We start from the raw sequence: 13,616 nt of genomic DNA on the forward strand, positions 1-13,616 counted from the left end.
TCGGCGTACGCAGTGGAGGCGCGGTGCTTGCGATGAGGCGGCGGAAAGGGGATTCGATGGTGGTGATGCGTCGGTCGTGTGTAGCAGTGCCGCCGAAACTTGCCGCGCGTCTGGGTACATCGCGAACCGAAGCGAAACGTGCAGCGGGTGACCGGAATCAGCCGGCAGCCGTCGCCGCCCGTGCATCGCGCACGACCTGCGCGACGCGTTCGACGAACTCGGCATCGACGCTCGACAGTGCTTCGCGCTTGCCGTCGGGCATCTCGACCATCAGGCGATACGTGATGTCCTGCGTGACCCACGAGAGATAACCGACGACGACGAGCATCACGCCGACGACGAGCGCGGCGCTCGATGCGCCGATGCCGCCTGCGACGGCGGTGGCCGCGCCGATCAGCGAGATCAGCGACGGCACGAGGCGGTTCTTCGGAATCTTGACGACGTCGACCTGGCGGATGTCACGCAGTGCGAATACCTGCCCGGCGGCGGACAGGCCGTTGCGCGTGATCATCACGCCGCGTTCGTTGAATGCGTTTTCCATCGTGTGTTGCGTGGACGAAAACGCGCAGCGTAGCAGGTTTCGTTGTTGCGTCAAACGAGACCGACTGCCGCACGATGCGTGCGGGGCGGCCGAAAGGCGGGAAGCGGGTGGAACAACGGAGCGTTCAGAATTGCAGCCGGCCGTCGCCGTAAAGCCGGCCCGGCACGTGCGACGCGACGACCTCGGCGATCTCTTCGTCGGTCGATTCGGCCGGCACGATCTGGCGCCGCGCGGGCGCGTCGAGATGCATCGTCCATTCGACTAGCCGGTACGGGCGGCCCCACGGGCGCTGCATTTCAACCGATACGCGGCAGCTCTGGACCGGCATCGAGTGTTGGCACGTCAGAATCGCGTGCAGATGGCTGAAAACGGTATCTTCGATCATCATGGCCTCCGATCCTGTCTTGTGGGCAATCGATGGCGGCGCCGTCGGCATTTAAAAAAAAAGCCGCCGATGCTCAGGCGGCCAACAGGGGGGGTGAGAGCATCCTCTCAGCCCAGAATTAAGCGAAACTTAAAAGCACATAAAAAAGCGCCCCGCGTGGAGCGGGGCGCTTCTTGCCGTCGTGATCCGCGAGTTAAGCGGATGCTTTAGAACTTGTGACGGATACCGATACGTGCGGCGATCTGGTTCTTCGAACCCGTGCCCGACGTATTGAAGTAGCTCGTGCTCGAGCCGATCTGCGCTTGCACGCCCTTGCCCGATGCCTGCTGGTACACGACCAGGCCGTACACGTCCGTACGCTTGCTGAGTGCGTAGTCGGCGATACCGTTGACCTGGTTCCAGTGCCACGAATTGCCGCTCTGCGTCGCGTTCGTGTACGTGTAGCCGAGGCCACCCGACAGTGCCGGCGTGAAGGCGTACTTCGCGCCTGCTTCATACGCGTTGTAGAACGTGCCGCCCGCGCCCGAAACGGTCGAGAACTGCGTACGCGTCCACAGCAGCCATGCCGTTGCCGGGCCCCACACGTAGCGGCCACCGACGCCGTACGTGCGCAGGTCGCGGACGTTACCCGTGCTGATGTTCGCGATCGTCGTCGAGAATGCCGGCGACGACTGGCTCGGGAAGCGGATGTCCGTGTAAGCGGCGCCGACCGAAACCGGGCCGTTCGCGTAGTTCAGGCCGAAGCTGTATGCGCGCGACGAGCCTGCCGTCGTCGTCGTGCCCGACGTCGTCGCGGCTGCGCCGGCGAAGTCCGTCGAGTTCGAGAAGCCGTACAACGCGCCGAACGTGAAGCCCGAGTAGTTCGCGCTCTGGAACTTCACGGCGTTGTTGATGCGGCTCGACGTGAGCTGGTCGAGGTCGTTCACGTGGTACGCGTAGTTACCCGCGACCGTGTTGCCGCCCGTCGAGTAGTTCGAGCCGAGGATGTCGGTCGAGAACGAGTACTGACGGCCGAACGTGACCGTGCCGTATTGCGACTGGCTCAGGCCGACGTAAGCCTGGCGACCGAAGATCGCGCCGCCCTGGCCGAGCGTGCCGTTGCCGCTGTTGAAGCCGTTTTCGAGCACGAAGATCGCCTTCAGGCCACCGCCGAGGTCTTCGGTGCCGCGCAGGCCCCAACGGCTGCCTTGGGCAACGCCGTCGTCATACTTGAACAGCTTGCCCGTGCCGCCGTTGGCGGTCTTGCTGTGGTTCACGTAGCTGATACCGGCATCGATGACGCCGTACAGGGTCACGCTGCTTTGTGCGTGCGCCGTGCCGGCCGTTGCTGCCAGGACGGCGATGGTCAACAGTTTCTTGTTCAAAGGATTCTCCGAGCGAATAAATGGCGTGTCCAGTTGCGGTTCCGGCGCTCTCATGGGCGCTTTCACGGACCGGCGGCAACTTTATCGGCGGGCCACGTAATGAATATGACAGCGACTGTCATATGAAGAATGTGTGGTACCGATGCGACACTGAATTCTGCCCGGTTGCATAGCGGGGAGTTATACCGATTTCGGCTGAGATTCGATCCCGATCAGGAATATGCACATGAAATAAGCTTGGTTTGCGCTGTTCGGGCCCCATGCGACGATCCGTGCCTCAACAACGACACGGGACAAGAGGACACCATGCGACGTTCGATCCTGACCGGCCTCGGCGCACTCGCCGCGGCGCTGGCATTCGCGGCGCCCGGCGCGCACGCCGACCCGCAAACGCTGAAGATCGGCACGATGAGCGGCCCCGACGCGCAGATCTGGACCGAAGTGACGAAGGTCGCCGCGCGCGACGGCCTCGCGATCAAGGTCATCGAATTCAACGACTACGTGCAGCCGAACGCGGCGCTCGACTCCGGCGATCTCGACGCGAACGGCTTCCAGCACCAGCCGTTCCTCGACAGCCAGATCAAGCAGCGCGGCTACAAGATCGTCAACGTCGGGCTGACCTACACGGCGCCGATGGGCTTCTATTCGAAGAAGATCAAGTCGCTGAAGGACTTGCCGGTGGGCGCGAAGGTCGGGATCCAGAACGATCCGTCGAACGGCAACCGCGCGCTCCTGCTGCTGCAGAAATACGGCGTGATCAAGCTGAAGCCGGGCGTCGGTACGAACGGCGTGAACGCGACGCCGCTCGACGTCGCCGAGAATCCGAAGAAGATCAAGATCGTCGAACTGGATTCCGCGCAGTTGCCGCGCGCGCTGCCGGATGTCGATGCCGCGTCGATCAACACCGATTACGCGGTGAAGGCGGGGCTCACGCCGGTGAAGGATGCGATCGCGATCGAGGATCTGCGCGGGCCGTATGCGAACCTGATCGCGGTGCGTGCGCAGGACAAGGACAAGCCGTGGGTGAAGAAGCTCGTCGCGGCCTATGAATCGGACGATGTGCGCAAGTTCATCGACCAGAAGTTCGGCGGCGCGATCGTGCCGGCGTTCTGAACGGTCAGGCATCCCGGCCGGCTGGATCGCCGGACATCGACGATCCGGAAAGCAAATCGCCCGCGCAAGCGGGCGATTTCGTTGGTGCGCGTTATGGCGCGTTGGCACGCGCCGTGGCCCGGCGCGCGGGCCGCCCGCTCAGGCCGACAGCAGCGAACCGGTGCGGATCGCGGTCGCGCCGGCAATCCGCGCGACTTCCATGCCGGCCGTCGCGAAGCGCACGATCTGGCGCGCGTACAGCACGCCCGACACGCTGCTCTTCAGCGTGATGACGCGATCGGTCAGCGGATCGACGATGTCGGCCACTTCCTGGCCGGCCTCGATCCACGCGCCGACCGGCGTGCGGAACACGATCACGCCCGACACGGGCGCGACGAGCGGATCGGTGCCCGCGAGCGGCGTGGCCGGATGCGCGAGCGGCGGCAGCGGCGCCGGCGTGCCGTCGACGACACCGCGCTCGGTCAGGTATTCGACGATCGCCTGCGCGTCCTTTTCGGCCAGCTCGTACGACACGTCGCGTTCGCTGCGCAGTTCCACCGTGACGGAAATCGCGCCGTTCGGGATCGGGAAGCGATCGCCGAAACGGTTGCGCAGATCCGACCAGCAGAAGCTGTGGATCTCGTCGAACGGATTGCCGACCGAATTCAGCGCGAGCAGCGACGCCTGCGCGTCGAGATAGCGCGACAGCGGCTCGACGTCCGGCCACAGATCGGGATTGGTGTAGAGATGCATCACCGCATCGCTGTCGCAATGCAGGTCGAGCACGATATCGGCGTCGAACGACAGCTTTTGCAGCGCGAGGCGTTGGGAATCGAGCTCGGTGCGCGGCGCCTGCTCGTCGAGCGCTTCGCGCATCGCGGCGCGCACGGCAACCAGGTTGCGCTGGGCGTCGTTCGTGAGCCGGCTTTCGACGCGCGGCAGCACGAGCCCGGCGAGATCGTAGAAATTGCGGTTGAAGTTCTGCATCGAGCCGAGGTCGAAGCGGCCGAGGTGATCGCCGAACACGTGCTGCGACAGGCCGATCGGGTTCGGCACGGGCACGATGACGACTTCGCCGCGCAGTTTGCCGGACGTCTCGAGCGCGGCGATCTTGCGGCGCAGCAGCGTGGCGACCAGCATGCCGGGCAGTTCGTCCGCGTGCAGCGACGACTGGATGTAGACCTTCTTGCCGCCGCGCGGGCCGTAGTGGAAGCTCGTGATCTGGCGTTCGGTGCCGACGGCGGGGGAAATCAGCGGATGGGTCTGCGTTTGCATGATGAGGGGAGTGCGGCGCAGCCGCGAATGATCCGGTGTGCGTGGAAGATCGATTGTACGTTGCCTGCGTCGCCCCCATCAAACCGGTACCCGAACAATCCATTTTCTGTTGCGAATCATCGGGTTGGCACGGAAAAAAATAATGCTTCCGGCACCGCGCGCGCAAAAAAAAACGGGCTCCTTGCGGAGCCCGTCTGCACGGATGTGACGCGTGCGCTTGCTGGCGGTGTTACTTGCCGTAGACGTCGAAATCGAAGTACTTCTTCGCGATCTTCGCGTACGTGCCGTCCTTGCGCATGCCGGAGATCGCGCCGTCGATCTTCGCCTTCAGGTCGGTGTCTTCCTTGCGCAGGCCAATGCCGGCGCCATTGCCGAGCGTCTTCGGATCGTCGATATCCTTGCCGGCGAAATCGAAGTTCGCGCCGCGCGGCGTCTTCAGGAAGCCGATCTCGGCTTGCACCGCGTCCTGCAGCGCGCCGTCCAGACGGCCCGAGATCAGGTCGGCGTAGACCTGGTCCTGGTTCTGGTAAGGCACGACGTTCACGCCCTTCGATGCCCAGTAGGTCTTCGCGTAGGTTTCCTGGATCGTGCCCTGCTCGACGCCGACCGTCTTGCCCTTCAGCGATTCAGCCGTCGGCATCAGGCCGGCGCCCTTCTTCGTGACGAGGCGCGTCGGCGTGTTGAACAGCTTCTCGGAGAACGCAATCTGTTCCTGACGCGCCGGCGTCATCGACATCGACGACAGCACGCCGTCGAACTTGCGGGCCTTCAGCGCCGGGATCATCCCGTCGAAGTCGTTTTCGATCCACACGCACTTCGCGTTGATGCGGCGGCAGATTTCGTTGCCGAGGTCGACGTCGAAACCGACCACCTTGCCGTCAGCGCCTTTCGATTCGAAAGGCGGGTAGCTTGCGTCGACGCCGAACCGCACGGTCGTCCAGTCCTTCGCGTACGCGCTGCCGGCCGATACGGCAAGCAGGGCAACGGTCACAGCCGCAAGAATCTTTTTCACTCGGTGACTCCTCGTTTTGTTCGATGGGTGCGCGGTTGTGCCGCGCCGTAAGCCTTCGGTCCGGCGCGGCTTCGCGTCGGACTGTCCGTTTCGCCCACCCGATGCGGGCGCGCGACGTGCGCAAGATTATCAAGACAAAATACCGGCAGGGCGCCTAGGACAAGCCCCGATACCGGGCCCGGCGGCAGCGCGGCGGGGGCGCGACCGTTTCAGACACAGGAACGATTCAACCGAGCGTTTCGTTGACCGCCCGCTGCAGGCACGTGACGAATTGCGAGACGGCGGGCGTGGGCAGCAGGTCGCGCCGCGAGATGATCGACAGGTCGAAGCGCGGCATGCTTTCGTCGAGTTCGGCCGTGCGGATGCCGAGCGGCGCGACCATCGCGGCGAGCGGGCGCGTGAAGCAGCCGATCACGTCCGAGCGCGCGACGAGCCCGAGCGTGACCGCGAACGACATCGGCGATCTCAGCAGGCGCTTCGGCAGCGGCAGGCCGCGCGCTTCGAACATCCCGACCATCACGCTGTGCGGAAACTGTTCGGCGCCGACGGTGACGATCCACTCGGCGTCGAGCAGTTCCTCTAATCGGCGTGCGTGCGCGAGTGGATGGCCTTCGCGCATCACGATCGTGAACTCGGTCGACAGCAGCGGCGATTGCGTGAAATCGCGGTCGAGCGCGGGCACGTGGTGCATTGCAGCGATGTCGAGCGTGCCGTTGCGCAGCTGCGCGAGCGCGTCGGGCACCGTCAATTCCACGAGATGCAGGCTCACGTTCGGCATCGACCGGCGGAATGCCGTCACCGCGTGCGGCAGCGCCGTCAGCGCGATCGACGGCATCGTGCCGACCGCGACGCGCCCCGACATCTCGCCTTTCACGTGTTCGACGGCCTCGACCGTGCGACGGATGTCGCCGAGCAACTGCTCGGCGCGCGGCAGCAGCGCATGGCCGCAGGCGGTCAGCTCGACGCCGCGCACGCTGCGCGCGAGCAGCTCCGCGTTGAGCGCCGTTTCGAGTTCGCGGATCGTATGCGTGATCGCGGGCTGCGTGACGCCGAGTTCGCGCGCGGCGGCGCGCAGGCTCTTGTGATGCGCGGCGGACACGAACGCCTGGAGCTGCGCGATGTTCAGGGGGTTGCGGATGCGGGTCATCGATCGGGTCCGGTTGGCGCGACAGTGTGGCGAACGAGGTGGGGCGGCGGCGGTGTTCGGTCGCGATCCCGATGGTTGCATGCGCGCGGTGTCGTGTCGCTGGCTCGACGCATCGCGTGCCGCTGCGCAGGCGGCGGTGACGTTGCGAACGTCACGCGCCGGACCGCGCGCGGAACGCACGACGATACCGCTGCGGCGATGTGCCGACGACGTGCGCGAACCGCTCGCGAAACGCGGTGACCGATCCGAACCCGGCCTCCGTCGCGACATGCTCGATCGACAGTTCCGTGACCTCCAGCAACTGCTGCGCATGCCTGACGCGCGCGGTCTGCAGCCATTGCCGCGGCGACGTGCCCGTCTGCTCCTGAAAGCGCCGCGTCAGCGTGCGCACGCTCGTCGACGCCTTGCGGGCCATCGCGTCGAGCGTGAGCGGCTTGCGCAGGTTCGCCTGCAGCCAGTCCATCAGGTTTTGCAGCCCGTCGGTCGCGGCCGGCCATTCCGGCGCGATGAACTGCGCCTGCCCGCCTTCCCGCACGCGCGGCGCAACCGCGCAGCGTGCGGCGTCGACGGCCACCGCCGCGCCGTAGTCGGCCTGGATCATGTGCAGGCACAGATCGAGGCCGGCCGCCGCGCCGGCCGACGTCAGTATCTGCCCGTTGTCGACGAACAGCACGTTCGGGTCGACCGTCACGCGCGGATAGCGGCGCGCGAGTTCGGCGGCCGCGAGCCAGTGCGTCGTCGCGCGCAGGCCGTCGAGCAGCCCGGCTTCCGCGAGCACGAACGCGCCACTGCAGATCGACGCGATCCGGCAACCGCGCGCGGCCGCTTCGCGCAGGGCGGCAATCGCACGGCGTGACGTGGATGCGAGCGGTACCGACGTGCCGGGGACGACGATCGTATCGGTGTCGGCGAGCGCATCGAGACGAAACGGGGGCCGCAGTTCGAACAGGTCGCCGGCGACGCGCGGCTGCTCGCTGCACACGCGTACGCGGTAGGCCTGCTCGACGCCGGGCGCACGCACGCGCGCGAACGTGTCGCATGCAACGCCCAGATCGAACGGGACGACATCGGGCAAAGCGAGCACGGCGACCGTATGCATGGCGTTCGAGGGTTTGGCCAGAATCCGTCTAAAGATGTCATTTTAGCCAATGGCTCGGGCGCGTACCACACGCGACAATCACCGCAGACCAACCTGGAGGCACGCCGATGAAACAAGACGACCGCAATGCGTTGCGGAACCTGCAATACCTGTCGTTGCTGGAGGCGACCACGCTCGTCGTGCTGGTGTGCGTCGCCGTGCCGCTCAAGCATCTGGCCGGTTATCCGGTCGCGGTATCGATCATGGGCCCGATTCACGGCATCGCGTTCGCGCTGTACGTGTGGGCGGTCGTCGGCACCGCGTCGAGCGGGCTGTGGAGCAGGGGTGAAGTCGCGCGGCTCGTGCTGTCGGCCGTCGTGCCGTTTGCGGGACTCGCGAGCGCCGGATGGATCGCGCGCAGGCGGCACGCGCGATGATCTACCTGTTGCTCAAGGCCGTGCATGTGATCGCCGTCGTCACGTTCGTCGGCGGGCTGCTGATGCTGTCGGTCGGCGTCCGTATCGCCAACCTCGCCGTGCATCGCGCGGTGCGGCGCTGGGATCGCGCGGTGACGGTGCCTGCGCTCGCGCTCGTCTGGATCACGGGCGTGGCGATCGCGCTGAACGGACACTGGTTCGGCGCGGCGTGGCTGTCGGTGAAGCTGGTCATCGTCGCGGCGCTGTCGGCGCTGCACGGGATCCTGGCCGGCACGCTGCGGCGCATGGAGCGCGACGATCTCGTCGTCGCGCCCGCGTCGTGGCTCGGGCAGGCGGCGGGTGCGGTCGTGGTCGCGATGGGGATTGTCGTCGGGCTGGTCGTGATCAAGCCGTTCTGATGCGTTGAGACTAAGCCAGCGCCATCTCGACCGCCGCCAGCGTGCGTCGCCTGATCCAGCCGCTCCCCAGCCGGATCGCGAGCCAGTACGGCATGAACAGCCAGCGCGTGCGTGCGGTCGGACAGTGGACGAAGGTTTCCGTGCGCAGCACGCGCGCGCCGGATGCGAGCCCGACGACCTCGAACCGGAGCACCAGCTTCGCGTCGCGCGGATCGTCGTGGCGCACGAAGGCCGTTGCATCGGCGATCGTGCGCACGTCGGGCGCCGGGCGCCAGAAGCGTCCGACGAGGCCGAGCGACAGCGACGTGTCGTCGCGGCGAAGCAGCGTAAACGTGTCGAAGCCGAAGCGCGCGCGTTCGTTGCGGGCCGGCCCGTTGCGCAGCGTGCCCATGACCGACGCCGGAAATTCGCGCGCCCTCAGCAGCGCGTCGATGACCGGATCGGCGCGCATGTCGAGCGATGCGACGGTGTCGATGATGCGCGCGGGCGGCGCGGCGATCGGCTGCGATTCATGCACCTCGTGGAAGCCGAACGACGGAATGAACGGCGGCTTGCGCGCCGAGGTCCGGGTACGCGATTCGGAGACGATGCCGAGCGGGTTCATGGCGGCTCCTGAAGGCAAAACGCGATCGTAGCACCGGGCACGGATTCGCGTCGCGCCGCTTCCGCCTCAACAAAAAAAGCCTGGAAACTCGCGTTCCCAGGCTTGGAGACCATCAACGATGATGGTGGAGGAGACGTTGTCGTCCCGATGCGCGCCGCCCTTCTGCAGGCGACGTCGCGCATGACCCGCGGTCAGATTGCCCAGCCGCCGAGATAGAAGGTGACGAGCACGGCCGCGATGAGCACGGTACCGACGTTGAGCTTGCGGAATTCGCCGCTGGCGATGCGGCCGATCACGAGCGTCGAGAAGCCGAGCATGATGCCCGTCACGATGTTCGCGGTCAGCACGATGAACACGGCGCAGACGAGGCCCGACATCGCGTCGACCATGTCGTCCATGTGCAGCTTGCTCACGCTGCTGAGCATCAGCAGGCCGACGTACATCAGTGCCGGGGCCGTGGCGTACGACGGCACGAGGCCCGCGAGCGGCGAGAAGAACATCACGACGAGGAACAGCAGGCCGACCACGGCTGCGGCGAGGCCCGTCTTCGCGCCGGCGGCCACGCCGACGCTCGACTCGATGTAGGCCGCCGCCGGCGCGCCGCCGAGGAAACCGGAAAAGATCGAGCTGAGCGAATCGGCGGTCAGCGCGCGGCCGCCGTTGATGATGCGGCCGTTCTCGTCGAGCTGGCCGGCTTGTCCGGCGACCGCGCGGATCGTGCCGGTCGCGTCGAACACGGCGGTCATCACCAGTGCCAGCACGCTCGGCAGCACGGCCATCGACAGTGCGCCCTTGATGTCCATCGCGCCGATCAGCGATGCATGGCCCGGTGCGCTCAGCGACGGCAGCGCGAAGATGCCGTGGTACTTCACGGTTGGATCGAACACGAGGCCGAACACCGAGATTGCGATCACGACGAGCAGGATGCCGCCCGGCACGCGACGCTTTTCGAGGCCGAAGATCGCGGCGAGGCCGACGACCGACATGATGACCGGGAACGCGGTGATCTGGCCGAGCGAGACCGGCAGGCCGGCGCCCGGATTCTTGATCACGAGGCCGACGTCGTTCGACGCGATCAGCAGCAGGAACAGGCCGATGCCGATGCCCGTGCCGTGCGCGACGCCCGCGGGCAGGTTGCGCAGGATCCACGAACGCACGCCGGTGACCGAGATGCCCGTGAACACGAGGCCCATCAGGAACACGGCGCCGAGCGCGACCGTCGGATGCAGACCCTTGCCGAGCACGAGGCCGAACGCGGTGAAGGCGGTCAGCGAGATCGCGCAGCCGATCGCGATCGGCAGCTTCGCCCACAGGCCCATCAGCAACGAACCGAACGCGGTGGTGAGGCAGACCGCGACGAACACGGCGCTCGTGTCGAAGCCGGCCTTGCCGAACATGCCGGGCACGACGAATACGGAATAGACCATCGCGAGGAAGGTGGTCACGCCCGCAACGATCTCGCGACGCTGCGTGCTGCCGCGCGACGAAATGCCGAAGTACCGGTCGATGACTCCCTTGGTGCCAAAGTCAGTTTCTTCCGCGCCGACGTCGACCGTCGGCTGCACCGGGGTATCACTCATGAGCTTGCTCCTTTATCAGCATGCTGAAACGGCCCGTAGCGAACCGTCGTCAGGGTGTCTCGAATCTAATTGGGATTGTCGGCAACGTCGTGGGGACGAATGACGCGTGATCCATGTCGGTACGCGCGCATCGAAACGATCGCGAGTGTGTCGCGTCGTACGACGCGTGGTGTGGTCGACCCCGTCACGTGTGCTTTGCCGTAGCGAAGGTTAGGCGAACCGCCCATCACGTCCCATTGGGCGAAAAGCATGCAGCGCATGTCGCAGCGCTTATATCGGCGTGAAACGGGACTCCGTCGCGACGAAACGCGTGTATACGCCTAGTTCGAATCCGTTAAGGCGATTATTCGAATGCGGGATCGGCGGGCAGGGCGGGGGCGGGTGGATCATCGAATATTACGAATGGCTTTCGATGCAACTGTCGAGGCTGGTGGAAACGGCCGCGCATGCGGCGATTCTCCGGTGCGGGCAACCCGCATTCGGACGGTCTCGCCGCCGCGCGTGCGCGGTTCTCGTGCCCGCGCCGGCCTCAATTGTGCGCGAGACGCTCGAGATACGCGCAGAACATGTCGGCCATGGCCGTCGAATACGCGTCGATTTCCGCCGGCGTGCGCTCGTGTTCCGAAAACGCCTTGCCGCCGGCGGTAAGCGTGGTGGTGATCAGGTCGCACGCGACTGCGAGCGTTGCGTCGGGCACATCAGGCAGCGCCTCGCGCATGAACGCGCGGAAGATGACGGTGCCCGCCGCCCTGATTTCCTGCGCCTCGGGCGCGTCGCGATAGAGCGGCGCGGCGTCGTCGAGCGCGATGCGCATCCGCGCCTCGTCGCATTCCGAACGGATGAACGCGTGGACGACCGTGCGCAACCGCTCGGGCGGCGCTTGTCGAGCGTCCTCCAGCATGCCGCGCAGCATCTCGGCCGTCTGCCGCCATTCGTCGTGCTGGAGCCGGAACAGCACGGACGCCTTGTTCGGGAAGTACTGATACAGCGAGCCGACGCTCACGCCTGCCCGCTCGGCGACCCGCGCCATCGTGAAGCGCTGCGCGCCTTCGCTGGCCAAAACCTGAACAGCGGCCTGCAGGACATCCTCGACGAGACGGGTCGAGCGGGCCTGCCGAGGCTGTTTGCGCGTGGCGATCCGGGGGTTTCGGCGGTCGGTCATGAGCGGTTTGTCAATGCGAATAGTAAAACCTGAATAGTTCGTCATATTCTAGTCGGGTGCAACGACGCACTCAACCCGATACCGGAGATACGCATGACTACCCTGACGCTCGACCCGCTGGCTTCGCTGCTGGCGCGCCTGTTCGACGAAGCCGACGCATCGTCGCCCGCGACGAACCCGGACTTTGCCGACCTGTCGCACGACGAGCACGCGCGGCTGATGCGCAGCAAGACCGACTACACCGATTTCTATGCGCGCCTGAAGGACTATCCGCTCGCCGTGTCGCGCGAGACGGGCACGCTGCTGTACATGCTCGCGCGCAGCGGCGGCGCGCGGGCGATCGTCGAATTCGGCACGTCGTTCGGCATTTCGACGCTGCATCTCGCGGCCGCGCTGCGCGACAACGGCGGCGGCCGGTTGATCACGAGCGAGTTCGAGCCGTCGAAGGTCGTGCGCGCGCAGGCGAACCTGGCCGCGGCCGGGCTCGCCGATCTCGTGGAGATTCGCGAGGGCGATGCGCTGCGCACGCTGGCCGCCGATCTTCCGGAAACGGTCGACCTGCTGCTGCTCGACGGCGCGAAGGCGTTGTATCCGGAGATTCTCGCGCGGGTCGAACCGCGGCTCAGGCCGGGCGCGTTCGTCGTGGCCGACAACGCGGAATACAGCCCCGACTACCTCGCTTACGTGCGCGCGCCGGAACACGGCTATCTGTCGGTGCCGTTCGGCGGCGATGTCGAGTTGTCGATGCGGATCGGCTGAGCGCGTTTTGTAGCCGGAACGATGGTGTCGATGATGTCACGCTTCCATCCATTAAAGATAGGAAAGCTGAATAAATGGAGGCGGGACGGCAGGCGCCGGGATGGCACGCATTGCTTCGGGCGCCGCGCGCGTTACTTCAGGAACACGTAGCGCGCGAAATACGGGAAACGGCCGACCGCATGCTCGGCCGTGCAGGCTGCTGCCGGCGGCGTGCCGCCGGCCGTATCGAGCCGCTGCACGAAGCGCACGCCGGCCAGCGTGCCCGTTGCTGCCGGCGTCGCGGCGAGCAGCAGCTGCGGAATGCTGCCCGGGCGTGCGCTCGGCGCTTCCGCGAGTTTCTTGCCGGTAATGCGGCTGCCGTCGAGCGCTTCCCACGACGGCCCCGCGCCGTGCCGGACGACGAGCGTGCCGCTGCCGTCGAACAGCATCGCTTCCGGGCGCTGGAATGCCCACGCGAGCCGGTGTTCGGCATCGTATTCGCATGCGTAGATCTGCACGCCGGTCGCGGTCGTCGACAGTACCGGCGTTGCAGGCTCGGGCGGCGCGAGATTGCCCGCGTCGTCTGCGTAAGTCGGCGCGGTGAAAGCTGCGAAGGAAAGGCCGGCCGCGAGGGCCAGCAGCATGTCGCGTTTCGGGGAGCGGCTTGGCATGGCGGGGCATCCTTTCAGGTAGGGTGACGGTCGTGCGGAGTCGAACCTGTAAACGCTAGACGCCGATTGCGCAGGCTGCAATTCGGAAATGACAATCGCGGCGATAGTCGCCGCGATTGAGAGGGAACCGAT

General features: G+C 66.1%; 15 protein-coding genes. 4 read left to right on the plus strand and 11 right to left on the minus strand.

The window, feature by feature from the left end:
* Nucleotides 1-157: 157 nt before the first annotated feature.
* The 3 genes from ACTRWB_RS06610 to ACTRWB_RS06620 form a co-directional block, all read right to left on the minus strand.
* Nucleotides 158-541 (minus strand): DUF6232 family protein, encoded by a 384-nt coding sequence (locus ACTRWB_RS06610; protein ID WP_446901320.1) that lies wholly within the window; start codon nt 539-541, stop codon nt 158-160.
* 124 nt (nt 542-665) lie between these two features.
* Entirely contained in the window at nt 666-926 is a 261-nt protein-coding gene (locus ACTRWB_RS06615; RefSeq protein ID WP_011353838.1) for a DUF2866 domain-containing protein, read from the minus strand.
* 206 nt (nt 927-1,132) lie between these two features.
* The gene (locus ACTRWB_RS06620) at nt 1,133-2,290 is read right to left on the minus strand and encodes a porin (RefSeq protein ID WP_048245948.1); all 1,158 of its coding nucleotides are present in this window, start codon (nt 2,288-2,290) and stop codon (nt 1,133-1,135) included.
* 306 nt (nt 2,291-2,596) lie between these two features.
* Between ACTRWB_RS06620 and ACTRWB_RS06625 the strand changes: the two genes are divergently transcribed.
* Nucleotides 2,597-3,403, plus strand: a complete 807-nt coding sequence (locus ACTRWB_RS06625) for a MetQ/NlpA family ABC transporter substrate-binding protein (protein WP_129515912.1) — start codon at nt 2,597-2,599, stop codon at nt 3,401-3,403.
* 138 nt (nt 3,404-3,541) lie between these two features.
* Here ACTRWB_RS06625 and ACTRWB_RS06630 read toward each other — a convergent pair whose 3' ends face one another.
* The 4 genes from ACTRWB_RS06630 to ACTRWB_RS06645 form a co-directional block, all read right to left on the minus strand.
* Complete coding sequence (locus ACTRWB_RS06630) at nt 3,542-4,657, minus strand: succinylglutamate desuccinylase/aspartoacylase family protein (RefSeq protein ID WP_343494691.1); 1,116 nt, start codon at nt 4,655-4,657, stop codon at nt 3,542-3,544.
* A gap of 229 nt (nt 4,658-4,886) precedes the next feature.
* Nucleotides 4,887-5,669: an ABC transporter substrate-binding protein gene (locus tag ACTRWB_RS06635; RefSeq protein ID WP_129515910.1), complete on the minus strand. Its 783-nt coding sequence runs from the start codon at nt 5,667-5,669 to the stop codon at nt 4,887-4,889.
* A 226-nt stretch (nt 5,670-5,895) separates the two neighbouring features.
* Nucleotides 5,896-6,816 carry a LysR substrate-binding domain-containing protein gene (locus ACTRWB_RS06640; RefSeq protein ID WP_446901321.1) on the minus strand — a complete coding sequence of 307 codons (921 nt, stop codon included), beginning with the start codon at nt 6,814-6,816 and terminating at the stop codon, nt 5,896-5,898.
* Between the two features lie 151 nt (nt 6,817-6,967).
* On the minus strand, nt 6,968-7,915 hold the full coding sequence (locus tag ACTRWB_RS06645; RefSeq protein WP_446901322.1) for a GlxA family transcriptional regulator: 948 nt from the start codon (nt 7,913-7,915) through the stop codon (nt 6,968-6,970).
* Between the two features lie 107 nt (nt 7,916-8,022).
* Here ACTRWB_RS06645 and ACTRWB_RS06650 point away from each other — a divergent pair, with 107 nt between their 5' ends.
* Together ACTRWB_RS06650 and ACTRWB_RS06655 are read left to right on the plus strand one after the other, a co-directional pair.
* Nucleotides 8,023-8,331: a DUF3817 domain-containing protein gene (locus ACTRWB_RS06650; RefSeq protein ID WP_343494693.1), complete on the plus strand. Its 309-nt coding sequence runs from the start codon at nt 8,023-8,025 to the stop codon at nt 8,329-8,331.
* The gene (locus ACTRWB_RS06655; protein WP_446901419.1) at nt 8,328-8,729 is read left to right on the plus strand and encodes a CopD family protein; all 402 of its coding nucleotides are present in this window, start codon (nt 8,328-8,330) and stop codon (nt 8,727-8,729) included. The genes ACTRWB_RS06650 and ACTRWB_RS06655 overlap by 4 nt, the downstream gene beginning before the upstream one ends.
* Nucleotides 8,730-8,739: 10 nt before the next feature.
* Here ACTRWB_RS06655 and ACTRWB_RS06660 read toward each other — a convergent pair whose 3' ends face one another.
* The 3 genes from ACTRWB_RS06660 to ACTRWB_RS06670 form a co-directional block, all read right to left on the minus strand.
* Nucleotides 8,740-9,333 carry a hypothetical protein gene (locus ACTRWB_RS06660; RefSeq protein ID WP_446901323.1) on the minus strand — a complete coding sequence of 198 codons (594 nt, stop codon included), beginning with the start codon at nt 9,331-9,333 and terminating at the stop codon, nt 8,740-8,742.
* A gap of 191 nt (nt 9,334-9,524) precedes the next feature.
* On the minus strand, nt 9,525-10,913 hold the full coding sequence (locus tag ACTRWB_RS06665; RefSeq protein WP_193099685.1) for an NCS2 family permease: 1,389 nt from the start codon (nt 10,911-10,913) through the stop codon (nt 9,525-9,527).
* Between the two features lie 529 nt (nt 10,914-11,442).
* A complete protein-coding gene (locus tag ACTRWB_RS06670; protein ID WP_446901324.1) occupies nt 11,443-12,120 on the minus strand; it encodes a TetR family transcriptional regulator in 678 nt (225 codons plus the stop codon).
* A 48-nt stretch (nt 12,121-12,168) separates the two neighbouring features.
* Between ACTRWB_RS06670 and ACTRWB_RS06675 the strand changes: the two genes are divergently transcribed.
* Entirely contained in the window at nt 12,169-12,834 is a 666-nt protein-coding gene (locus tag ACTRWB_RS06675) for an O-methyltransferase (protein ID WP_446901325.1), read from the plus strand.
* Between the two features lie 131 nt (nt 12,835-12,965).
* Here the strand turns inward: ACTRWB_RS06675 and ACTRWB_RS06680 are convergent, their stop codons facing one another.
* The gene (locus ACTRWB_RS06680) at nt 12,966-13,484 is read right to left on the minus strand and encodes a DUF3455 domain-containing protein (protein ID WP_446901326.1); all 519 of its coding nucleotides are present in this window, start codon (nt 13,482-13,484) and stop codon (nt 12,966-12,968) included.
* Nucleotides 13,485-13,616 lie beyond the last annotated feature (132 nt).

Source organism: Burkholderia sp. YIM B11467, from assembly GCF_052952715.1.